This window comes from Melghirimyces profundicolus, from assembly GCF_003054245.1.
Taxonomy (GTDB): Bacteria; Bacillota; Bacilli; order Thermoactinomycetales; family DSM-45169; genus Melghirimyces; species Melghirimyces profundicolus.
The window spans coordinates 36,634-59,241 of sequence record NZ_QBKR01000012.1 but is presented as its reverse complement, the minus strand read 5'-3'; the positions used below and the strand labels follow the sequence as shown (position 1 = coordinate 59,241).

The following is a 22,608-nucleotide window of genomic DNA, read 5'->3' as shown; positions in this document are numbered from 1 at the left end:
CGTCTTTCATTTCGCACCGAGGGGTATCCGCCAATTCTGGGTGTTAGTATGACCGCTGTCCGGGAGGGATAGTCAAAACACAAACACCCCGCCGATACGCCAAAACGGGCGCCGGCGGGGTGTTTTCGGATGTTTTAAGGAATGGCGTTCAACGCTTTACCTTTTTCTTCTTGTTCCTCGCGGCCCGAAAGCTCCTCCACTTCCGGGTCGGTGACCAGGCGATCAAACGTCGCCGTCGTCATCCGGAGTTGGACCGGTAATTCTTCGCCCACCTCCGGAACGGGGGAACCGGAGGGAAAGAACAGCACACTGGTCTGCATGTGGGGAGGCTCGGCAAACCAGAGACGCTTTCCCTTGTATGTGAAAGGACTGAGGTGCAAGTTAAACAGGTGAAAGATCCAAAAAACCGTCAGTTTGAGTCGCTCTTTCAACCCCCTTGCCGAGGCGGGAGATTCCAGCCCCACTCCGTTGGCCGTTCCCCCGGCGACACACACCAGCCAGCCGTTTCGGTAGGATCGGAGCTGCTTGTAACCGAACCGTTCCCCCCGTTTCACCTCTTTGACGTCCAATACGGTGCTCTTGGTTTCAATGAAGGATTTGTCGGAAAGCCACAGGTCGGTGCCGAGACGCATGGAAAACTCCACTTCGGGCCATTGCCGGGTCAGGTTTTGAAATTGATCCGGTGTAAGATGGCTCACATACATCCTCCCGGCGGGGAGTCCGACTTTTCTTGCCGCTTCCAGCCAATTCCCGATCTCCCGTTCCTTCGCCGCAAAATCCATGCCCGTCTTTGGAAAGTGAATGGACAATCCCTTGACTTCGATCCGGACCCGGTCGGATTCCACTTCCCGGATCCAGTCCAAAACCTTTCCGGCCTCCTGCAGATCGAAGCCGTAGCGTTTCATGGCAGAGCGGCATTTGATGAGAATGTTCAACCGGAAAGGGGCTCCTGTTTGGGTCCAGGCTCGCCTGTCGTCCGACAGCAGGCGTTCGAAGGAAGCAGCCAGGTGGCGGAGCTGTTCCCGGCTCCCCACCGTATAGACACGACCCGGAACCAAGTCGGCCACATTCAGTTCGGTCAAGAGGGGAGTAAGGACGATCATTTCCCGGAAGGAGTGGGTTTTCTCCAATTGACGCGCCTCATCCACCGTACCCACCGCAATGTCCTCTTTCCCGGCCTGAAGAACCTCATCTGCCAGATAACGGTTGCCGAAGCCGTATCCATTCCCCTTGATCACGGGAATAAACCCGGGGAACCGCTTTTCAGTTTCTTCCATGTGAGAAAGCCACGCCCGACGGTTCAAGTATAAGGTAAGACTCACAGTTGAACACCTCTATCGCTTCTTCATATACATGTCAAAGGCCCACTGCAGAAGGGGCTGAAGAGGATAGTCCCATTCTCCGATCAATTGGCAGGCTTCCCCTCCAAAGCCCAACTTGAAGCGGAGCAAACCGTAGAGGGGGTTGGACTCGTCCAGCGTATGACTGATTCCGCGGAAATCATAGGTGTGGGCCCCCATTTCATGCGCATCCTGGATCATCCGCCATTGGATGGCATGATTCGGCATCTTCTCGCGCATTTCGTTGCCGCTGGCCCCGTAGAGATACCAAGTATGGCCGTTGGCGTGAATGGCGATGGTGGAGGCCAAGAGCTTACCGTCATATCTTGCCAAGTACAGCTGGATGCGATTCGGGTCTTCCCGCTTCAGGGAACGATACATCGTCTCGAAATAGGAATAATTACGCACCACAAAGTTGTCCCGCTGAGCGGTTACTTTCAGCAGTTCATAGAATTCCGGCAGCTCCTCTTCCCCGCCTACCGTCACTTTGACGCCTTGCTTCTCCGCTTTCCTCACATTGCGCCGCCAATTGGTATGGAATCCGGCAAACACGTCCTCCAGTGAGCGGCCCTTCAGGGGAAGGCGGAAAACGAACTGGGGTTGAATCGCCGAGAAGCCCCCCTCGCTTTCTTTCAACTTCCAGCCGATCCGTTCCAGCTCCTGCTGGATATATTCGGCATGCCCGTCCACTTCGTCGGGGCCCAAATCCCGGAGTGTTTTTCCTTTCAACCCGTGTGCCCGGACCTCTTTCAGGTAGCTCCTGATCGTTGGCGTCTTCCACTTGGCCCGGACAACCGGAGGTTCCATTTTGACGCTGAACACGTTTTTACGCCGAAGGTATTCGAAGAAGGGTTCAAACCATTCCTGCAACTGCTTGGTATTCCAATCGATGACCGGTCCCCGGGGGATGTAGGCCAGGTATTTATTTAAACCCGGGAGTTTACGGTACAGAACCAAAGCGCATCCGACCATGTGTCCTTCATCGTCAAACCAACCGAGAAGATCGTTTTTCCATTCCGTTTTCACTTCAGCCCAAGACGGATACTGCATAAAGTTGCCCCAAGGTTGCTTTTCGATAAATGAAAGATAATCCTCGCGTGAAACCACTTCCACTTGCCTCATGCAAACCACAGCTCCGTTTTAAAGTTTTCGACCCATTCGTTCAAGCGTTTTTCGGTTAATAAAAAAACGATGAGGAAAATATGCCAATTTCAAAAGAACATCTCCGATTGCACAATAGCTATTCTATCACAAATCGATCCAAGTGCGGCAGGGAATGCACTGCCGGCCTTCACCCAAAAAATATAACGCACCCTTTTCAGGGTGCGTTTCCATTCAGGCACTTTCTTCTTTTTTGTTGACCGTCCGGCCTTCCCGGGTGGTCAGTCGGGGCGCCACTTTGTTCCGAACCGTCGCTTCCGTCACCACGCATTCCGTCACATCATCCCGCGACGGAAGGTCGAACATCACATCCAGCATGATCGACTCGATGATGGCCCGGAGGCCGCGGGCTCCTGTGTTTCGTTTGATCGCCTCGTCAGCGATGGCTTTCAGAGCGCCCTCCTCAAAACGAAGCTGGACATTGTCCATCTCCAACAGCTTCTGATACTGCTTGACAAGTGCATTCTTCGGTTCGGTCAAGATCCTGACCAACGCCTCCTGGTCCAGGGGCTCCAGTGTGGAGATGACCGGAAGACGTCCCACGAATTCCGGGATAAGACCGAAACGCAACAGATCCTCGGGCAGCACCATCTTCAGATATTCGCCCGGTTTCAGATCGGCAGCGTTGCTTTCGGAACCGAAACCGATCACCTTTTTCCCGATCCGGCGTTTAATGATGGACTCCAGTCCGTCAAAAGCACCGCCGCAGATAAAGAGGATGTTGCTGGTGTCGATCTGGATGAATTCCTGATGGGGGTGCTTCCGCCCTCCCTGCGGAGGGACACTGGCCGTGGTTCCTTCCAGGATCTTCAGAAGGGCCTGTTGAACCCCCTCGCCGGATACGTCCCGGGTGATGGAGGGGTTTTCCGATTTGCGGGCCACTTTATCGATCTCGTCGATGTAAATGATCCCGCGTTCCGCCTTCTCCACGTCATAGTCGGCCGCCTGAATCAGTTTCAGAAGAATGTTCTCCACATCTTCTCCCACATAACCTGCTTCCGTCAGGGATGTGGCGTCGGCAATCGCAAACGGCACATTCAGGATTTTGGCCATCGTCTGGGCAAGAAGGGTTTTCCCGCTCCCCGTCGGCCCGATCATCACGATGTTACTCTTCTGAAGCTCCACATCGTCATTCTTCTGCGAAGAGTTGATCCGCTTGTAATGGTTGTAAACGGCAACGGAGAGGGATTTCTTTGCGTCCTCCTGCCCGATGACATAGGAGTCCAGAATTTCATTGATCTCCTGGGGTTTCGGAAGGTTCTGGAGGTCGATATCCTCTTCGCCGCCGAGCTCCTCCTCCACGATTTCGTTGCAAAGCTCGATGCACTCATCGCAGATGTACACCCCGGGACCAGCCACCAATTTCCGGACCTGGTCCTGTGATTTACCGCAGAAAGAGCATTTCAGCTGCCCTTTTTCTTCGTTGAATTTGAACATCCGTATCACCCCTCTCAAAATCTTTAGCGGGTGATCACTTGGTCCACCCAACCGGTTTCTTTGGCTTCCTGAGCACCCTTGAAGGAGTCGCAGGCCGAATCCCATTCCACTTCGGAAAACGGTTAATCCGTTCGTTCGGACAGGATCCGGTTGATTTTCTTCGGGTTTTGTGTATATCAGCGGCCTTGGCCGCACACACCTCCGAGCGGTTGGTGAATCATCACCTCGCTGTTGGGCAAAGCGAATCGTTTCCCTTTGGTTCGGCCGCCGGCAGGAATAATCCCATACTGGCAGCCATCCCTATGCAAATGGGGAAACATCCGTTTATGTATGGTATGGTGTCATCCATCGCCATCCCCGCCGTGATGGAGCCCCATGGGGAGATATGTACAGAGTCATATTCTGATCCGGATCATCCGCCGCCGGAAACAGGCGCTTAAGCGATGGCGACGTTGCATATTCGGTTCTTCAACAGCCGGGAATACCCATCACAGGCACGCTCCCCCCCGGTGAGTCCAATCCACAACCGCGGGGATCAAATTCAATCGGGTTCCTCCTTTCCCAATTGTATGTTTAAAAACAAGGCACGCGTCAAACGTGCCTCGTTTTTCATCGTCCTATTTTCATTATGCCGCATTTTTACTGTTGGATACAAGTAGGTCGATCGTTTTTCGAACCTTCAATTCATCCTTGATTTGACCCACTCCGCCTTGGGCTTGCAGGAGTTTGCGGATTTCTTCCTTTTCGCGTCCCATCTGTTCTGCCAATTTTTTCAGTTCTTCTTCCACTTCCTCATCGGCGACTTCCACATTCTCCTCGGAGGCAATGGCTTCCAACACCAGGTTGGCCCGTACTTTTTTCTCGGCGTCTTCCTTAAACTGATCGCGGATGGCCGATTTGTCCTGACCGGTGAACTGGGAGTATTGGTCCAGCGAGATTCCCTGCATTTGCAACTGTTGTTCGAAGTGGCGCAGCATGTGATCGATTTCCTGTTCGATCATCACTTCGGGCAAATCGATCTCGGCATTTTCAGCGGCTTTCTCCACCAGCGTGTTGCGTTTGTAATTCTCTTCTTCCTGCCGCTTCTGTTCTTTCAGTTTATTCTCGATGTCGGCTTTCAATTCATCCAGGGTGTCAAACTCGCTGACGTCCTGCGCAAATTCGTCGTCCAGCTCCGGAAGCTGCATCCGTTTGATTTCATGGAGCTTCACTTTGAAGACAGCTTCTTTGCCGGCAAGTTCTTCCGCGTGATAATCCTCGGGGAAGGTCACTTTGACCTCTTTTTCCTCCCCCGGTTTCATGCCGATGAGCTGCTCTTCAAACCCGGGGATAAACTGGCCGGAGCCCACTTCCAACGTATATTTCTCCGCTTTTCCGCCTTCGAAGGCTTCTCCGTCGACAAACCCTTCAAAGTCGATGATGACGCGGTCTTTCTCTTCCACCTGACCTTCTTCCACGGCCACCAGTTCACCCTGGCGTTCCTGCATTTTTTTCAGCTCGGCTTCCACGTCTTCTTCTTTGACGGAGAAATCCTTTTCCGGTACTTCCAAGCCTTTGTACTCGCCCAATTTCACCTCGGGTTTCACCGTGACCGTCGCCTTAAAGATAAAGGGCTTGCCTTTTTCCAGCTGTTCAATATCGATCTCGGGCTGGTCCACGGGTTCGATTTCCGTCTCCTCGACGGCCGCCTGGTAAGCTTCCGGCACCAGAATTTCAACCGCATCCTGGTAAAGGGCCTCCACCCCGAAGCGCTTTTCAAAGATCGGGCGCGGCACCTTCCCTTTCCGGAAACCGGGAACATTCACTTTCTTGACCACTTTCCGAAACGCCCGGTCCAAGGCATCGGAAAATTGTTTTTCATCCACCTCAACCGTAAGCACGCCACGGTTGTTTTCGGTTTTTTCCCAGTTAGCCTTCATCAGTTTCCTTACCCTCCTGACGAACTCTATTAGAAACCGCAGGGGAAGGGGGGCACCTCCCCCCAAAGGGTTCCGCTCCAATGCAACTGCTTCATTATACCATATGAAACGCCCTTTGCAAGAGAACCCCAAGGAGTTCCGGGCATAACAAAAGCCCCGGCTCGGGGCCAAAATACAGGCAAATCCGTTCTTCACCGCGGAAGAACGGAACATATGGCGTCCCAGGAGGGATTCGAACCCCCGACCAACGGCTTAGCATACCACTATGGCTTTCGCCACCAACCGACCGGTTGTTTGTGGTCTGGACTATATCTTCACCGTTTCAGGTGCGACACGTATAGTCTCTACGGAACCTCACGATCTTCTCGCGCATTCAAATGCAACGGAAGATCTTTCGGGGTTTCTACCCCCGAGCCCTGCGGCCCGGGCCTTCAAAACCCCTCCCTCTCCCCTCCGGGAGATCGTAAGTTTCCTCGGTGTCACCATCGGCATGACCCGTTAAGGCTTCACCGATACAGTGTCGTCCACTCTGTGAGTTTCCGTTTCCCCACAGAGGCTCCTGATTTGAAGGCCGTTGCTCTATCCAGCTGAGCTACTGGGACCCATGGACGAAGTCACACGCTCCGTGCGTAAGTTATATTATACCACGGATGGTTTCTCCGTCAAGACAGACCCCTTCAACGGTCACGGACCCGATAGGTGCCGCCCCTTTCCGGGATGACCTCCCCCCGGGGGGTATGAAACGTGACTGTCACTTCCGCTCCTCTCCCGGTTTCCAGAACAGCGTAAGACGGTGACGGAAACCCGCGGGGAGCCACCAAACTCCCGGGGTTGATCAAGAGGACACGCTCCGATTGCTCACACACCGGAAAATGGGTGTGACCGAAACAGACGATCCCGGCCCCGTTTTCTTCGGCCCGGTACCGGATCGGTAACAGCGACGACTGAACCTGGCGGCGGTGTCCGTGGGTGACGTAGAACCGATGACCGCCCCCGTCCCACCAAGCTTCTTCGGGAACCTCTTCCCAATCGCAGTTTCCCCTTACCACCGTCAAGGGGCCGCTTGGCAGCCGGTCCCGTCCGGTACAGAAGTCCCCGCAGTGGATGAGGTGATCGGCCCGCTCCCGTTCCACCACGGACTTCACGAGGCCAGCGTCGCCATGGGAATCGCTCACGATGAGCACACGCACGGGAAAATCACTCCTTCCGTTTACGCCCCTTGAACCTCCCGAAATCGAAGGTTTCCTTCAACAAGCGGATCAAACGTTCCGTCGCCCGCGCCCGGTGGCTGATTTGGTTCTTCACCTCAGGCGGAAGCTCTGCCATGGTACATCCCCGTTCCGGAAGGAAAAACAGAGGGTCATAGCCGAACCCGTTCTCCCCACGGGGTCGGAGTGCGATCCGACCCGGACACTCCCCCCGGACCACCCGGGTCTCATCCCCGGGAACCGCCAGGGCAAGAGCGCAAACGAAAGCGGCTTTCCTTTCCGCTTCGGGCAAGCCCTCCAATTCCATCAGAAGTTTCCTGTTGTTCTCGGCATCCGTCGCATCCGGGCCCGCATACCGGGCGGAGTACACACCGGGGGCCCCTTGCAACGCATCGACTGCCAGCCCGGAATCGTCAGCGGCCACGGGGCGGCCGAGGACCCCGGCGATGGTTTCGGCCTTTTTCACGGCGTTTCCCTCAAATGTTTCCCGGTCCTCGACAATGTGCGGGAGGTTTTCCATCCCTTCCAACCCCTTCACCCGGATCCCGAGCGCTTCGCGGAACATGGCATCCAGCTCTTTCACCTTGTGCCGGTTGCGGGTGGCGAAAATGAGCTCAGTCCATCGCCACGGTGTTGTCGCCATCCCGTTTGCCTCCCCCGATCCATTCGCCGGCTTCCTTCAGCACCGCCCGTTGTTGAGCGATCAATTGTTCCGTCCCGTGCTTGGCCAATTCCAAAAGAAGATTCAGTTCCTCGGGGGAAAAGGGGGACTCTTCCCCCGTTCCCTGCACCTCCACATACTTTCCGGACCCGGTCATCACCACATTCATATCGACTTTGGCCTGGGAATCTTCCTGGTAACAAAGATCCAGACTGGGCTGTCCGTTCACGATTCCCACACTGGTGGCAGCCAGATAATCCGTGATCGGCATCGTGTCCAGCATCCCGGACCGGATCAGTTTATGAAGAGCCTGCGTTGCGGCCACGAAAGCCCCGGTGATGGAAGCCGTGCGGGTTCCCCCGTCCGCCTGGATCACATCGCAATCCAGCCAAAGCGTGCGCTCGCCGAGTTGTTCCAGCTGAATGACGGAACGCAGACTCCGCCCGATCAACCGCTGGATCTCCATGGTCCGCCCGCCCACTTTTCCTTTGCTGGATTCCCGGATCGTCCGTGACTGGGTTGCGCGGGGCAGCATCGAATATTCCGCCGTGACCCATCCCTTTCCCGCGCCCCGGAGAAAAGGCGGCACACGCTCCTCCACCGAGGCCGTGCAGATGACCTTGGTGTCCCCGACACAGATATAGACGGACCCTTCCGCGTGTTTGATATAGCCAAGCGTCATTTCCACTGGTCGAATTTCGTTGTACTGACGTCCGTCTACCCTCAAATCATACCCCTCCAATATGTAGTTTCATTATTATAACACAGGGCCTTAAGGTGGATCGAGAACCCCGTTCGATAAAAAAAAGAGGTGCCCGGTCACCTCTTTCGCTGGGTCTGATTCGCTTTCTTGTCTTCGAATTCGTTCAAAGTCCCGTGGGGTTGACACGCTTGGGACGGGTCACCGGCTTGTCGAAATGGCCGCCTCCGTCGGTGCTGACATCCGACTTTCCATCCACGGTGATTTGCACTTTTTTTGCAGACGTGTTTTCTGTGAGAGAAAGCACGATGGTGTTCAGTGCGTTCCGGGAGGCTTTCCGCTCGTCGCTGTATTGGAGAAGTTCCTTTCCGAAATCGGCCACCGCGGTATCTCCTTTTATCTTCACCCCATTCACCTGTGTGGTCTCCGCCAGGGCGCCGACCAATTCGGAACCGTGCTGGGGCCCTTTGACCAATTCCTTCATCGCCGCTTCCGCCACGTTTTTCTGGCGGTGGATCATCCGGGTAATGGGAACATAGTACACCGTGTTATCCGGGGTCTGTCCCATGAAGTAGAGTGTCACCGGCATACTTTCCCCCACGTTGACTCCTTGGGCCAGTTCCAGGTTGATGCCGTTCAGCCGGGTCAGATCTTGAGCCGGGGTTTTTCTCTTGGGCATGGCTTCCAGCGGACGTCCGTCCACCCGGATGTCGACGGCTTTCACGGAGTCGAACCCCGTGAGCATCCAGGTCACGGCACTGAGAATCTTTTCTTCCATCTTGGCATCGTAATCCAGGAATTCCTTGGAAAAGTCGACGGTGGCAGTGCCCTTTCGGATATCCAGTCCCTTGACCTGGGTGTTTTGGGGCAGAATACCGCTGAACCCTTCCGGAAGCTGGGACTCCGCCGGTCCTCCTTTCACCATGTACTCGATGGCCTCTTTGGCGATCCCCTCCACTTTGGGGACGTTCAGAGAATAGGGAACCACGTATCCCGAATCGGTCAGAAAGTACAGTTCCAGCTCGTCCTTTTTCCCGGTGGCGGACTCGTCATCGGAAGGCTTCGGATCTTTTTGTTTGTTTTCCATTTCCTTGGGGGGCGGGTCGATGGGGGCCGATTCTTTTTCGGGACCGAAGAGGCATCCCGTCAGAACCAACGGAAGAATCAACAGGGGCCCGATTCCCTTGAACCATTTGCTCCGCATAGGCGCTTCCCTCCTGGGACAATGTTCTAGTACATGTATACGGGCCCCCCGGCAAATTATCACTACTGTTTGTCCCCGCCCGGAAATCGTCGTACAAAAAAAGAAAAAAGATCCCTATGGGGAATCTTTTTTCGTAAGCTTCAGCCCACCGGACTTTCCTCCAGCGCCGGCAGGACCACCGGCTCCACCGACACCCGCTGGGCGAGCCAATTTTCCGCGATGGATCGGAAAGCTTCCGGCCTTCCGCTGGTAAAGAAGAGATGATCATGGGGCTGCCGGGCGGGGCCTTCGTAAAGCAGCCCTTTGTGATGAAGAACCGCACTCAGTTCCCTCGCCGTCTCTTCGGCGGAGCTGATCAGGGTCACCCCGCTCCCCATCTCCCGTCCGATGAGACCGGAGATCAAAGGGTAGTGGGTGCAACCCAGGATGAGCGAATCCAGGCGGTGTTTTTTCAACGGAGAGAGGGCCAGCCGAACGATCTGCCTCGCCTGTGGAGTATCCTCTCCTCCGCTCTCCACCAAAGGAACCAGGGTGGGACAGGAGTGGCTGACGACATAGAGATCGGGATCGATTTGTTTCAGTGCCCGTTCGTATGCCGAACTCCGGATGGTTCCTTCGGTGCCGATGACCCCGACCCGGCCGTGGCTGGACAGGGTGATCGCGGCACGGGCCCCCGGCTCGATCACTCCCAGCACGGGAACGGACACGTTGCGACGGACCTCCTCGAGGGCCGCAGCAGTGGCGGTGTTGCAAGCGATGACCAAAGCTTTCAGAGGATATAACGATAAATAACGGACTATTTCCAGGGTGAACCTGCGCACTTCTTCCGGAGTCCGCGGTCCATAAGGGCAACGAAGGGTGTCACCGAAATACAGAACTCTTTCCTTGGGCAATTGGCGAAAAACTTCTTTGACCACTGTCAGGCCACCGACTCCGGAGTCCAAGATGCCGACGGCACTTTGGGATGAGATCTGATCCGTCAAACCTTCCATCCTCCAGTATACAATAAATGGCTCGGTCGTTTTCCTTCACATGTTTAGCATATGACGGTCCGACGACTCCGGTATATGCCGGTCTCCCGGCATTTCCGTTATTGTACCAAACGACCCTGAAGACGGGAATGGTTTCACGGAGGAAAAAATCCCCCTGCCGGGGATCATCTATTCATTTCCCGGTGAAGCAGGGAGAGGTGTTTGGACATCTCCTTCACTTCTTCTTTCGAAAAACGGGACAGGACATCGCTCAGATACGCCAGCCGGGCTTCCATCACATCATAGATGATCGACCTCCCCTTTTCGAGGAGATGGATCCGGACCACGCGCCGGTCCCGTTCATCCCGCACCCGTTCCACCAATCCGTTCTTTTCCATCCGGTCGATCAGATCGGTCATGGTGCTGCATGCCAGATACATCTTCTGGCTCAGGTCGCCGATGGTCATGTCCCCTTCTTCGTTCAACCACAAAAGGGCGGTGAACTGGGGAGGCGTAATGGGAAATTCGTTGAGAATCTCCCTTCCCTTCCGTTTCACCACCACGCTGATTTCCCTTACCAGACGTTCGATCTCCGCCACCAACTCTTTTGATAAATCCGTTTGTGCACTCATTGCGGTAACTCCTTCACGGTCTTCGTACCGGTTACCTGCCAGTTTTTCCACATGAATCCGTTTTCAACCGGGTAACCGGTCCATTTTCCGGGACCCGCCGGAAACATCAACCAAGACTTGCTTTAATCGTAACGGATGATGAAGGTTCAGACAAGTATCCCTGGTGGAAAGTAAAGAAACCCTACGCGGACGGTAGGGCCAAAGGGGGAAACTAGATCTTCAGTTCACCGAGCCGGACCAATTCCACGACTGCCTGGGACCGTCCTTTTACGTTGAGTTTCTGCATCACGTTCGAAATATGATTGCGGACGGTTTTTTCGCTGATGAACAGTTGCTGAGCGATTTCTTTGGTTGTCTTGTCCTGCACCAACAGCTCGAATACTTCCCTTTCCCTGTTGGTCATCAAGGGTTTCCCTTTCTGGTTGCTCGCCAAGTGCGTCACCCCTCCTTGTTCGGACTCTTAGAACACGAGGGTCAGGGACTCAGGTCACGTTATCTTATGAACAGGCTCTGGTCGTGGTGCGAAGACGTTGAAAATTGGGCATTCTTTCTGCTTCGGCACCGGCTCGTAAAATCCAAGGGGACAATGTTATCCTATGTCACCTGAGGAGAAGGGGTGACGCCGGAAGCCTTGGGCGGTTTCAGGAAATCCAACACGGCCCGCTTCGGTCGGGATCACCTGACAGCCTGTCCCTCTTGCGACCGGAACCGCCGACGTCCCGGCGACTCCCCTCTCTCCCCGCTTCTTCCCACATCAGCACGGGAACCCGGGGCAGATGCCGTTTGAGCCAACCGGCGGCGGAATCCCGGGTGGTCAGGATCCAGGAAGCGCATCCCATCTCCAGGCGGGGGACGCCCCATTCGTGCCGGCTCAGTTGAATCCGCGGATAAGGAAGACCGGAAAAAGCCAGAACCGTGTCTCCGTATCGGAGGCACTCCCGGACACATTCCACCAGGGCATACCCCGGGCCAGTACGGAGCAGATGGATCGGTTCAAACCCCATCTGCCGGACCAAATGCCGGGCGTCGGATTTTTGGCTTGCGCTTTTCCGGTCTTTTTTTCCGTCGGCTTCCAAAACCGGAAACTGCTTGACCAAATGGACATAGGGAATGCCGTGCAAAAACATGATCCGCCACGCTCCTTCATGTTTGGGTCCGCCAACATTGCGGGTGTTTCATCCCGCTTCCTTTTCGGTTGAGGAAGGGCCGGATTGTAGAGCATAAGAATGGAACGAACCCATCACAACGTAGAGAGAGGAGGTTGGTTATGAAGGTGCTCTTGGTTTCCCTCTTGATGTTTCTTCTCCTGGTAGCCGTCACCCTCTGGATGGATTGGATCCAGGGTTTACCGGTCCAAGAAATGCTCTTCCGCCTTCGGAATCCCTTCTGGGTCATGGATCCTGTCGAATTCCTCACGACCATCGGACTCCTGGCACTCCCCGTCATTCGGTTGGTTTGGAATCGATTCAAAAAAGGCAACGGGAAAGCGCGCACATGGGAGTGAGAAAAACCGGATCCCCTTTCCCACCATGTTCGCGTTTCAGAAGGGACGGTGTTCAGACACCGGCTTTCCGGGAACGGCCCCGAATCAAAGCAATGATGGAGAGCAAGACCGGCAGCCCGGTCTGCATCGGCAGATGCAGATACCAAGGCACCGCCTTCAGCCCCTCCTGGATGTGTTCCGGAAGATTGCCGGCGATCATCATGGAAAGCAGGATCAGAATGATGGAGAAAGGGAGGACCAAGGGTTGGTGGGATTTCCGGCGGAACAGCTCCGCCGCCCCGATCAGGGCGGCGTAAAAGAAAAGGGCGATTTTGAAGAACAACCCGACGATCAGGATCAAAAGGGCCAAGACCTCCACCCGCTGGATAAAGTCGGCGATGTTGACCTTCGCGATGGTGGTCAACAGAGGGAAAGAACCCCGACTCACGATGTTCGCCCCCAATGCCGCAATTTCCGTCGCAACCACCAAGCTGATCACCAAACCGCTCAGCACCATTGCCCCGATCGCGGTTCCCATCACGTTACTCTTTGGCCGTACGTAGGGAAACAACATGGTGAACACGATCATTTCCCCGAAGGGAAACGTATAAACCACCGGAAACGCCGCCTCGAAGATCCGCTTCCAGTCCTCGGCGACCGGCTGAAGGGATTCCATTTCGACGGCACCGGAAAAGAGCAACAACAACACAGCCACCAGGAGGGACAACAGATACAAACACGCAAAGATCTGCCCTGTTTTGGCGATCACATCGATCCCCAATGAGACAACATAAGCAATGGAAAAGACCATCAGCACCGTCTCGATCATCATGGGGGTCTGCGGAAAGAAGGAGGCGTCCAACAGCTCGGCGAAATCGCGCAACACCCGGGTGGCGATGTACATAAAATAGGTGACGTACAACAGTCCGACCGTCCACCCGGTGGGTTTTCCCAACAACGTTTGCAGGGTGCCGATCAGGGTCCGATTCGGATACCGGCGATGCAGGAAGCTGTATAGCCATATCAGACCCACGGCCGGAACCAGCGCCAACAGGATCGCGATCCACGCGTCCTGTTTCGCGTCCAGACCCAGGGGAACCACGACCGCGCTTCCCAATTCAAAAAGCATCACCAGCAGAAACAGTTGGAATGGGCTGATGCTTTCCCGTTCCATTTCCCTTCCCTCCTCACTGCTCTTTCTGATGGGGATTGAACCGCATTCCCGTCCTTCGGAGGACAAAGGTGGAAGAGACTTGCACCTTCACCTTGGGAAAGCGTCGGTGCCAGTCTTTTTCCCACCGTTTCCACAGGTCGGGCCGTTCTCTGTGCAGCGCCTCTCCCAGCCCCAGCACGTCGGTTCCCGCCCCTTGGGCGGCACGGACCGCCTCTCGGACTTCCCGGCTCACCTCCCGGGATAATTGGGTTTCCAACCGGTCGAGGATCCGGGGATCTTCCAGATTTAACGGGCAGTTGACTTCGTGCACATTCCCTTCCCCGGTGAGGTGAATGTGAAAGGTCCACTTCCCGTGATTCCACCGGGGACGGATGGAGGTTTTCACCCGCTGGATTTCCACGGAGACTTCCTTTTTCCGTCCCTTGCAATCCAAATGGACCACGGTGTTTTGGATTTTGTTGTTGATAAAGGCCAATCCCCGGGCGGCGGCGCCGTTCATCCATCCGACGAGCTTCCCGTCCCGGTTGAACATGGCCATGCCGTCCAACTTCACTTTGGCCAGGGGCAGGGCGTGTTCCATGGTCTCCATGTTTTCGGCGACCGCGGGATCCCCGATCAGCCGCACTCCGGGCAACACCGGCTGTCTTCCCTTTTGGGTCAACGCCCGCAACACTTCCGTCACATCCACGGCGTAGGTTTCCCCGGACATCTCTTCATGGGTCTTCAGTTGGTCATAAATCTTTGTCGCCGGGATCTCCTCCAGGGGGGGCAGGGTGCTCAACACGGCTTCCGCCGTCGTTCCTCCCCGGACCACCAAAACGGGGATATGGATCGACCCCTGGGGGTCCCGTTCCATCACGTCCAACAGCGGCCCGATTCCTTCCCGCGCCACCGCCTCGCTGATCACCTCCAACCGCTGGTGGGCTAAAAAGATTTGCCTCGGCACATTCTCCGTCGCTTTGCGGATCGCCTCGGTGATGTTGGAACCCGTCACCGCATAGGTGGTGACCGGGGAACCGGCGGGACCCCCGCCGCCGGATTGGCCGCCGGCTTGCTGGGCAACCCGGTTCGGGTTGGCAATCTGGAATGAGATCCGGTAGCGCCCGTCTTCCGCTTTGTCGATTCCCATCCCCATCACCACTGCCCGATTATCCAATTCTCTGTAATCCCAGCACCCCGTCGTTAAAAGACAGAGGGGTAGAAAGACGGACAGGAGCCGCTTCATGAGGGGTCGTCCTCCTTGGGATCCCGGGTCGGCTCCGGATCCTGCCCCTCGGGTATGCGTTGATCGTCCAAGGGACGGGCTGTACGGGGCCGGGTGCTCAGAGCCTCCCAAGGCATACGGATGAACAAGTCCTTCTGGTCCCTCGGAACGAAGGGAGCGACCGGGATGAGATACGGGGTCCCGAAGGAACGCAGGGAATTCATGTGGGCCACCAACACGATCAGGGCCAACGTCAGCCCCAACAGACCGAAGAGCCCGGCGCTGAGCATCAGGCCGAAACGGATCAGCCGGGCGGAGTTGGCGAGGGAATAGGACGGGGTGGCAAAGCTGGCGATGGCGGTGATCGAGACCACGATCACCATGCTCGGGGTGACGAGGCCCGCCCGGATGGCCGTTTCCCCGATGATGATCGCCCCCACAATGGTGACCGCCGTACTCAGGGGACGGGGCGTCCGGATCCCCGCCTCCCGTAAAATCTCGAAGGTGATTTCCATCAGGAACGCCTCGACGATGGCGGGGAACGGGACTCCCTCCCGTTGGGCCATCAGGTTGACCATCAGCTCCGTGGGGATCAACGTGGGATGAAAGGCCTTAAACGCCACATAGATGGACGGCCCCATCAGGGAAATGGTGAAGATGAGAAACCGCAAAATCCGGGTGGCGGTGGCGATGTCCCAACGCTGGTAGTACTCCTCCACCGAAGTTAAAAACTGAAAAAACGTGGTGGGTACAATGAGAGCCACCGGGGTATTGTCCATGAGGATGGCGACCCGCCCCTCCAGGAGCCCGCCGGCAATCACATCCGGCCGTTCCGTGTTGTAGACCGTGGGGAAGGGAGTGCGGGTTTTGTCTTGGATGAAGCCTTCCAGATAGCCCGACTCCAAGACCCCGTCAATGTTGATTTGCCGGATCTTCCGGATGACTTCCTTCACCGTGTCCGGATCGGCGATCCCCTCCAGGTGCAGCACCGCGACCTCGGTCCGGGTCATTTTTCCCACTTGCTGCGATTGGACCCACAGTTTCGAACTCTTGATCCGTCGGCGCACCAGGGCCAGATTGGTGGATAAGGTCTCCGTGAAACTGTCCCGGGGACCCCGGATCACGGTCTGGAGGGCGGGCTCGGTGACGGGCCGCTTGTCGCCACCGGCTGTGTCGGCGCACAGGGCTTCGGGCCATCCCTCTCCCAGCACCAGGGTCTTTCCGTCCAACAAGGCGTGAAACAGTTCCTCCCACCTTGAGACGAGCTGCACGTTACTCATGCTGAGGGCATTTTCCTTGACAAAATCATAAAAGGGGGTCTCCACATCCATCGGGGCGGAGTCCACCATGATCGACTTGGTCAAAAACTCGTCGGCCCGTCGGTCATCGACCAGCCCTTCGATCTGCACCAAGGCAACGGAATGCTTCGGATCTGTTCCCGCTTCGATCCGCCGAATGACCAGGTCGGAGCTGTGGCCCATCTCCTGCTGGATTTTTGACAGATTCTCTTCCAAGGAGGAAAACAGCCGATCCTGATCCCGGTACTGCAACTGCTTGGGCAGGCTTTTGGAACCCTTCCTGGCGCTTCTCTTCTTCCGCATACGGCTCACCTCGTCTTCTGTTGTAATTTGCCAATCCGGTGGTAGATTTATGCAGTGGTTTCTCTTGACCCAGTTCCCGGCCAACTCTTCATAAGGCCCCATCGACCTGCGGTATGAAGCCGACGACCGTCGGGATCAAGAAACCACTCCCCGGTCCTTCGGAACGTTTTGCGGTGATAGGTCAAGCCGCCGATCACATAGCATGGGAAAGACGGAAGTGGAAGACACCGCCTTCACGGGAAGGGCGTGCTTCCGCTCATCACCACGAACAGAGGGGGGATGGAAGACGGGCCGAACCGACATCCGCGGCACGGGGACGGTGACTCCCCCCCGTGAACACCGCTTGAAAACCATTCCTCTGGAGAAGTTTTGGCCGACCCTTCCAGCTGACGCCCTCGCTTTTACCGAATTGGAACAGGATGAAATGTATCCCTTTCTCCCCACGCGCCTGATTCCCCGATATTTGGAGGAAGCGATGGCATTCGGCCGTGAGGCTGCCAAGGGTGAATCCTGCGGGGGAGATCTTACCCGCCTGATCAACCGGATCCTCCGTTCCGGCGTTCGGGTTGACTTCGTCCGACGGAAAGTCACGGATCCGGGAGGGTGGGTACGAGCCCAATACCGGCCCAAACCGCCCACCATCGAAATCTACCGTTCCTCCATGGATCAGCTGAGAACGTTCTTTGAACAATCGGTCCACCGGGTGGCGGAAGATGATTTGATCGCCCTTCACCTGTACCACGAATGGTTCCATCACCTGGAATCCACGCGCTTCGGGCGGGCCGATCACCGGCTGCCCAAAGTCCGAAAAAAACGTTGGGGGCCCTTTGTTTTCCGGCAGCGGGTTTACCGCCTCAGGGAAATCGCCGCCCACTCCTTCACCCAGGAAACGATGGAGCTCTCCTGGTCCCCGCTCTGGTTGGACCACCTGCTCCTCTTGACGGAAAAGGGGTGGAGCAAATCCAGAATCCGGGAGCATTTCCGTCAGTTAAACGACCGGTTTGAAGCCCTGATCGCTCCCCCGCCGGAAGAAGAAGAGAAAGAATGACCCCCGCCCGACGGCGGGGGTCATTCTGTTCATTTTTTGGCGGGACGGGAGGGTTTCCCGGGCCTTTTTTCTTCCTTCACTTCCAGTACGCAGTGCCGGAGGAAAGGGCCCGGATTCAGCTTTTCCCCCGTCGCCTTCTCCAGGATCGATTGCCAGGATTCCCTTGCTCCCGGTTGGAAGATCCGTTTTTTCAGATATTCGCCCGCTTCCGGGTTGTTCACCAGCGGATGTTCCGCCCCGGGAAAGGTTTTCTTCATCGCCTCCAGAATTTGTGAGGCGATCAATTCCCCCAAGAGATCGTTCTGATAGTGGACCGGCGCGGTTCCGAGATGAATCTCGGCCGCCCAGTCAGGGGCTTTTCGTCCTTCAGGCCGCGGCACGAACTGAAACTGTTCCACATAATCCCACCAGAGCGTATCCAAGTCCCGGTCAGGGTCAGCATACAGATCCCGTTCAAAATAAACCATCACCAGACTCCACCGGATGAAGACCAGCCTGTCCAGCACCGCCTGTTTTTCCAGTTCCCCCCTCATCTTGTCCAGTTCGTCGGAGGACACCCCCACCACCCGTTCCCACCAAGCCGGCACCTTCGTCATGCGGCCCGTCAGCATGGCAATCGCCTCGGTGGCGGCGATATGGGCCGGTTGTCTCAACAGCCAGGGAAGATCCGGATCGTGGTACTGATCGTAAACGGCGTGACCCAGCTCATGGAGCAACGTCTCCAACCCGGAAGCATCGGGCCGAAGATTGCACAGGATCCGGGTGTCCCCCTCCCGGTCGATATCGAGGCAGAAGGCATGCCGGGATTTTCCCTCCCGCTCGTATAGGTCGCTCCGGCGTAGGACCTCTTCGGTTTCCAGCCCCATCTCCCGGAAGGTCCGGTTCGCCAACTCCTCCAGCTTCCACTCCCGTAACCACTCGTCCGTGTCCACCCCGAATATGGGATCGGCGTGTTGGAAAAAAGGGTCGGTATAGTGCCAGGGGCGGACCCCTTCCGGACGCAGAAAATCATACGGCCGTGCCACGGCCTTGTCCAGTTCCGCCTTCACTTGGGAAAAAGGAAGATCGGTCTCTTCCTTCAACCGTTCCAACACCCGAAAAAGTTCTCCCTGATCGATCTCGTTGAATTGAAGGAGCATATCGTAAAAATTGGGATACCCGCTCTTTCGGGCGATCCGGTTTCGGAGCTTGGCCAGCTCACGGATGTTCCCGGCGACCACTTCCCCCACCTGTTTGCCGGCCTTCCATGCGGCTTTCCGTTTGTAGGGGTCCCATTCCGTCCGAAGGAGGTTCTTCAGCTCATTGTCGGAAACTTTCTTTCCCCCGTAATCGGCTCTGAAATGGACGAAGGTGCTTTCGATCTCCGTTTCCATCTCCACCAGCTTTTCGATCTCATCCGGTTCCATCCGACAGGCGGCGAATTCCCGGTACAAAAGGTCGAGCTGCCGTGCCAAGAGGGGATCTTCCGGCGGTTCCTTCCGGATCTCTTCCAACCTCTTGAGGCGCTCCGCGTCGGCCAGAAACTCCCTTTTCTCCTTGAGGAGCCGGGCGTATTCCGCCTCAAATTCCCGGTTTCCCGTGGTCGACGCCTTCCAGTGGGTTTCGGCCAGCTTCTGTTCCATTTCGCGGATGGCGGGCAGCGTTTCTTGCAGAAAGGATCGTGCTCCGTTCTCCAACTCCCTGTCCCCTTTCTATTTGTATTTCACTGGATTCCCCTCCTGTTCTTCTTCCCCGTCAGCGTTTTCTCCTTTTGTGAGACAGGGTGCACATGAGATCGCTGATAGGGGGAAAACTGTGCCCAGGAGGTGTCAGCCATGGATAACCCCTATCTGTGCCCCGCCTGCGGAACCAACCGAAGCCGCTTCAATCTGATTGAACAGGTGGTCCACCCCGTGAAAAAAGATCCGCGAACCGGAGAGATTGTGGAAGAAGTGGACGATAGCGACCCCCTCCAGGCCCCTTACCGGGGAGAAAGCCGCCGGGTCCAATGCGGGGTTTGCGGTGTCATCGACCCGGAGGAACGCTTTATCAAAACGGCCCGCCGGGGGACCGGGGAGCCCTGCCTTTGATCCCCGATTTTCCGTCCGTCGATCGATGCCCGGGAACCCCGTGTTCCCGGGCTCATTCTTTCTGTATAATGGGAGGTGAGAGGAACCTGACACAAAGGAGTTTGTTGGTCCCATGGAATCATTAAAAGAATCGATCCTGGAGTTAATCACGGAAACCTCCACCAACCTCCCCCCGGATGTCCGCGCAGCCATCCGGAATGCGAAAGAACGGGAGAATGCCGGGACACGGGCTGCGTTGGCCCTGTCCACCATCTCCGACAACATCCAAATGGCGGAGGAGAATGTCTCCCCCATCTGCCAGGATACGGGCATGCCCACCTTCTATATTCATGTTCCCGTCGGCGTCAACCAACTGAAGATGACGCAGGCGATCCGGGAAGCCGTCGTGGAAGCGACCCGCACCGGAAAACTCCGCCCCAACTCCGTCGATTCCCTGACCGGCGAGAACAGCGGAGACAACTTGGGCGAAGGCGTTCCGGTCATCCACTATGAACAGTGGGACAAAGACGAGATCGATGTCCGTCTGATCTTAAAAGGGGGCGGCTGTGAAAACAAAAACATCCAATACAGCCTCCCCTGTGAACTGGAAGGACTGGGCCGGGCCGGACGGGATCTCGACGGCATCCGAAAGTGCATCATCCACAGCGTTTATCAGGCCCAAGGTCAGGGGTGCAGCGCCGGTTTCATCGGTGTGGGAATCGGAGGCGACCGGACCACCGGTTATGAATTGGCGAAAAAGCAACTCTTCCGCAAAGCGGATGACACCAATCCCCATCCGGATCTGGCCCGCCTGGAGGACTACATCATGGAAAACGCCAACAAGCTCAGCATCGGCACCATGGGCTTCGGCGGAAACACCACCCTCCTCGGCTGCAAAATCGGATCCATGCACCGGATTCCGGCCAGCTTCTACGTCTCGGTGGCATACAACTGCTGGGCGTTTCGCCGTCAAGGAGTGAGCATCGACCCGAAAACGGGAAACATCAACCGTTGGCTCTATAAGGACGAACCCAAGTTTGAATCCGTCACGGTGTCCGAGCCGAAACAGGAAGCTCCCGCCTCGTCCACGCGGGAAGTCCGGTTGACGCCCCCCATCTCCGAAGAAGACATCCGAAACCTCTCGGTCGGGGATGTGGTGATTCTGGACGGGCTGATTCACACCGGCCGGGACGCGCTCCACAAATACCTGATCGACCACGATGCTCCCGTCGATCTGGAAGGCGGTGTCATCTATCACTGCGGCCCGGTGATGCTGAAAGACAAGGATGGAAACTGGGAGGTCAAGGCGGCGGGCCCCACCACCAGCATTCGGGAAGAACCCTACCAGGCCGATATCATCAAAAAGTTCGGCATCCGTGCCGTGATCGGTAAAGGCGGCATGGGCGCCCGCACCCTGGAAGGCCTGAAGGAACACGGCGCCGTCTATCTGAATGCCATCGGCGGCGCCGCCCAGTACTACGCCGATTGCATCACAGGGGTCGAAGGCGTTCACTTCATGGAATTCGGGGTTCCGGAAGCGATGTGGCACCTCAGGGTGAAGAACTTCGCCGCCATCGTCACCATGGACGCACACGGCAACAGCCTTCACAAGGATGTCGAACTGGATTCCCTGGAACGGCTGGCCCAATTCAGGGAAAAAGTCTTCGCCTGAAGCGGTTTGGGGCTGCTGACAATGATGGATCGTCAGCAGCCCCTTTTTCATCCAGCTCATCCGATGAAACATTCCGATCCTTATCATCGTCTATATATGGGTGAAAGGGGGTTTTCGGAAATGAAAAAGAAAAACAAATCCCTGTGGGCACTCATCGGCCTTTTCCTTTTTGCCGTTGCCGTTCCAAGCACCGCCTTCGCCGATGCTGTGACGGGTGAGACGGTGGTGACGCTCGGGCAGGATCTGACCCCCCAGCAAAAGGAACAGATCCTTCAAGAGATGAATGTCGACAACAACGTGAAACAGATCACGGTCACCAACGAAGAGGAGCACCGCTACCTGGGCCAATACCTGGATGAGGCCACCATCGGTAGCCGCGCCCTTTCCTCCGCAAAAATCACCCTGACGGAAAAAGGGTCCGGCATTCAGGTCGAAACCAACAATATCAGCACCATCACCGATCAGATGTATGCCAACGCCCTGGTCACGGCCGGGGTGAAAGATGCAGAGGTGTATGTCACGGCACCGATGGAAGTCTCCGGAACCGCGGGATTGACGGGAATCCTGAAAGCTTTTGAAGCGGCCGCCGGCAAGAACATCACAGAAGAACAAAAACAGGTCGCCAATGAAGAGATGGTCCGGACCTCCGAGCTGGGTCAATCCATCGGAGACAAAGAGAAGGCTGTCGAATTCATGAACCGGGTCAAGGATGAAATCGCCCAGGAACAACCTCAATCCGCGAAAGAAGTGCGCGACATCATTGTCAACGTGGCCGGAGACATGAACATCAACCTGAACGACCAAGACATCGAACGGATCACCAATCTGATGGTCAAATTTTCGGAGCTGAACATCGACTGGGACAGCCTGAGCAGCCAGTTGGACCAGCTGAAGAGAAACCTGGATCAGGTGGTCAACTCCGAAGAGGCGAAAAGCTTCCTCGACAAGCTGTTTACTTGGCTGGCCGAACTGATTGATTCACTGAAAAAAGCCTTCTCATCCTGAGGAAATGAGATGAAACCGGGCGAAGGAACTTTCGGCCGGTTTTTTTCATGAAGATCGGAGTCATCACTGCCTGCTACGGCTTCTCTTTTTCCCCGGTCCTGCAGCGGGCATACTCCCGGATGATCGTTCTTTTGGGATCC

General features: G+C 56.2%; 21 protein-coding genes and 1 pseudogene. 5 read left to right on the top strand and 17 right to left on the bottom strand.

Annotated elements, in window-relative coordinates; all coding sequences use genetic code 11:
- Positions 1-134: 134 nt before the first annotated feature.
- From C8P63_RS09760 to C8P63_RS09700, 13 genes and pseudogenes are all read right to left on the bottom strand, one after another.
- Complete coding sequence (locus C8P63_RS09760; protein ID WP_146172158.1) at positions 135-1,277, bottom strand: alanine racemase; 1,143 nt, start codon at positions 1,275-1,277, stop codon at positions 135-137.
- A gap of 57 nt (positions 1,278-1,334) precedes the next feature.
- Positions 1,335-2,462 (bottom strand): lipid II:glycine glycyltransferase FemX, encoded by a 1,128-nt coding sequence (locus tag C8P63_RS09755; RefSeq protein ID WP_108023650.1) that lies wholly within the window; start codon positions 2,460-2,462, stop codon positions 1,335-1,337.
- Between the two features lie 213 nt (positions 2,463-2,675).
- Entirely contained in the window at positions 2,676-3,938 is a 1,263-nt protein-coding gene (gene clpX / locus C8P63_RS09750) for an ATP-dependent protease ATP-binding subunit ClpX (protein WP_108023649.1), read from the bottom strand.
- 176 nt (positions 3,939-4,114) lie between these two features.
- Positions 4,115-4,287 (bottom strand): annotated as a pseudogene (locus C8P63_RS19905) (ATP-dependent Clp protease proteolytic subunit).
- A 277-nt stretch (positions 4,288-4,564) separates the two neighbouring features.
- A complete protein-coding gene (gene tig, locus C8P63_RS09740; protein ID WP_108023647.1) occupies positions 4,565-5,857 on the bottom strand; it encodes a trigger factor in 1,293 nt (430 codons plus the stop codon).
- A gap of 677 nt (positions 5,858-6,534) precedes the next feature.
- Positions 6,535-7,047 (bottom strand): metallophosphoesterase family protein, encoded by a 513-nt coding sequence (locus C8P63_RS09735; RefSeq protein WP_170109593.1) that lies wholly within the window; start codon positions 7,045-7,047, stop codon positions 6,535-6,537.
- 7 nt (positions 7,048-7,054) lie between these two features.
- Positions 7,055-7,708, bottom strand: a complete 654-nt coding sequence (locus C8P63_RS09730; RefSeq protein WP_108023643.1) for an XTP/dITP diphosphatase — start codon at positions 7,706-7,708, stop codon at positions 7,055-7,057.
- Positions 7,680-8,453: a ribonuclease PH gene (rph, locus tag C8P63_RS09725; protein ID WP_108023641.1), complete on the bottom strand. Its 774-nt coding sequence runs from the start codon at positions 8,451-8,453 to the stop codon at positions 7,680-7,682. Before rph ends, C8P63_RS09730 begins: the two co-directional genes overlap by 29 nt.
- Positions 8,454-8,592: 139 nt before the next feature.
- Positions 8,593-9,630 carry a GerMN domain-containing protein gene (locus C8P63_RS09720; RefSeq protein ID WP_108023639.1) on the bottom strand — a complete coding sequence of 346 codons (1,038 nt, stop codon included), beginning with the start codon at positions 9,628-9,630 and terminating at the stop codon, positions 8,593-8,595.
- Between the two features lie 140 nt (positions 9,631-9,770).
- On the bottom strand, positions 9,771-10,613 hold the full coding sequence (racE, locus tag C8P63_RS09715) for a glutamate racemase (protein WP_281258702.1): 843 nt from the start codon (positions 10,611-10,613) through the stop codon (positions 9,771-9,773).
- Positions 10,614-10,786: 173 nt separating this feature from the next.
- Positions 10,787-11,233, bottom strand: a complete 447-nt coding sequence (locus C8P63_RS09710; protein WP_108023636.1) for a MarR family winged helix-turn-helix transcriptional regulator — start codon at positions 11,231-11,233, stop codon at positions 10,787-10,789.
- 211 nt (positions 11,234-11,444) lie between these two features.
- Positions 11,445-11,636 carry a helix-turn-helix domain-containing protein gene (locus tag C8P63_RS09705; RefSeq protein WP_211308273.1) on the bottom strand — a complete coding sequence of 64 codons (192 nt, stop codon included), beginning with the start codon at positions 11,634-11,636 and terminating at the stop codon, positions 11,445-11,447.
- Between the two features lie 238 nt (positions 11,637-11,874).
- Positions 11,875-12,360 carry a hypothetical protein gene (locus tag C8P63_RS09700; RefSeq protein WP_108023632.1) on the bottom strand — a complete coding sequence of 162 codons (486 nt, stop codon included), beginning with the start codon at positions 12,358-12,360 and terminating at the stop codon, positions 11,875-11,877.
- Between the two features lie 140 nt (positions 12,361-12,500).
- Between C8P63_RS09700 and C8P63_RS09695 the strand changes: the two genes are divergently transcribed.
- Positions 12,501-12,737: a YczF family membrane protein gene (locus C8P63_RS09695; RefSeq protein WP_108023630.1), complete on the top strand. Its 237-nt coding sequence runs from the start codon at positions 12,501-12,503 to the stop codon at positions 12,735-12,737.
- Between the two features lie 52 nt (positions 12,738-12,789).
- Here the strand turns inward: C8P63_RS09695 and C8P63_RS09690 are convergent, their stop codons facing one another.
- Genes C8P63_RS09690 through C8P63_RS09680 form a run of 3 tightly spaced genes read right to left on the bottom strand, consistent with a single transcriptional unit; the run spans position 12,790 to position 16,695 of the window.
- On the bottom strand, positions 12,790-13,890 hold the full coding sequence (locus tag C8P63_RS09690) for a GerAB/ArcD/ProY family transporter (protein WP_108023628.1): 1,101 nt from the start codon (positions 13,888-13,890) through the stop codon (positions 12,790-12,792).
- Between the two features lie 13 nt (positions 13,891-13,903).
- Entirely contained in the window at positions 13,904-15,115 is a 1,212-nt protein-coding gene (locus C8P63_RS09685) for a Ger(x)C family spore germination protein (RefSeq protein ID WP_108023626.1), read from the bottom strand.
- The gene (locus C8P63_RS09680; RefSeq protein ID WP_170109592.1) at positions 15,112-16,695 is read right to left on the bottom strand and encodes a spore germination protein; all 1,584 of its coding nucleotides are present in this window, start codon (positions 16,693-16,695) and stop codon (positions 15,112-15,114) included. Before C8P63_RS09680 ends, C8P63_RS09685 begins: the two co-directional genes overlap by 4 nt.
- A gap of 202 nt (positions 16,696-16,897) precedes the next feature.
- Here C8P63_RS09680 and C8P63_RS09675 point away from each other — a divergent pair, with 202 nt between their 5' ends.
- The gene (locus C8P63_RS09675) at positions 16,898-17,743 is read left to right on the top strand and encodes a hypothetical protein (RefSeq protein WP_108023622.1); all 846 of its coding nucleotides are present in this window, start codon (positions 16,898-16,900) and stop codon (positions 17,741-17,743) included.
- Between the two features lie 29 nt (positions 17,744-17,772).
- Here C8P63_RS09675 and C8P63_RS09670 read toward each other — a convergent pair whose 3' ends face one another.
- Positions 17,773-19,419: a M2 family metallopeptidase gene (locus C8P63_RS09670; RefSeq protein WP_108023620.1), complete on the bottom strand. Its 1,647-nt coding sequence runs from the start codon at positions 19,417-19,419 to the stop codon at positions 17,773-17,775.
- A 138-nt stretch (positions 19,420-19,557) separates the two neighbouring features.
- On the opposite strand from C8P63_RS09670, the gene C8P63_RS09665 reads away from it, so the two are divergent.
- The 3 genes from C8P63_RS09665 to C8P63_RS09655 all read left to right on the top strand — a co-directional run bounded on the left by C8P63_RS09665 (position 19,558) and on the right by C8P63_RS09655 (position 22,468).
- Complete coding sequence (locus C8P63_RS09665) at positions 19,558-19,812, top strand: DNA alkylation repair protein (protein WP_108023618.1); 255 nt, start codon at positions 19,558-19,560, stop codon at positions 19,810-19,812.
- A gap of 112 nt (positions 19,813-19,924) precedes the next feature.
- The gene (locus C8P63_RS09660) at positions 19,925-21,463 is read left to right on the top strand and encodes a fumarate hydratase (protein WP_108023616.1); all 1,539 of its coding nucleotides are present in this window, start codon (positions 19,925-19,927) and stop codon (positions 21,461-21,463) included.
- 120 nt (positions 21,464-21,583) lie between these two features.
- The gene (locus C8P63_RS09655; RefSeq protein WP_108023614.1) at positions 21,584-22,468 is read left to right on the top strand and encodes a DUF1002 domain-containing protein; all 885 of its coding nucleotides are present in this window, start codon (positions 21,584-21,586) and stop codon (positions 22,466-22,468) included.
- The last annotated feature ends 140 nt before the right edge of the window (positions 22,469-22,608 follow it).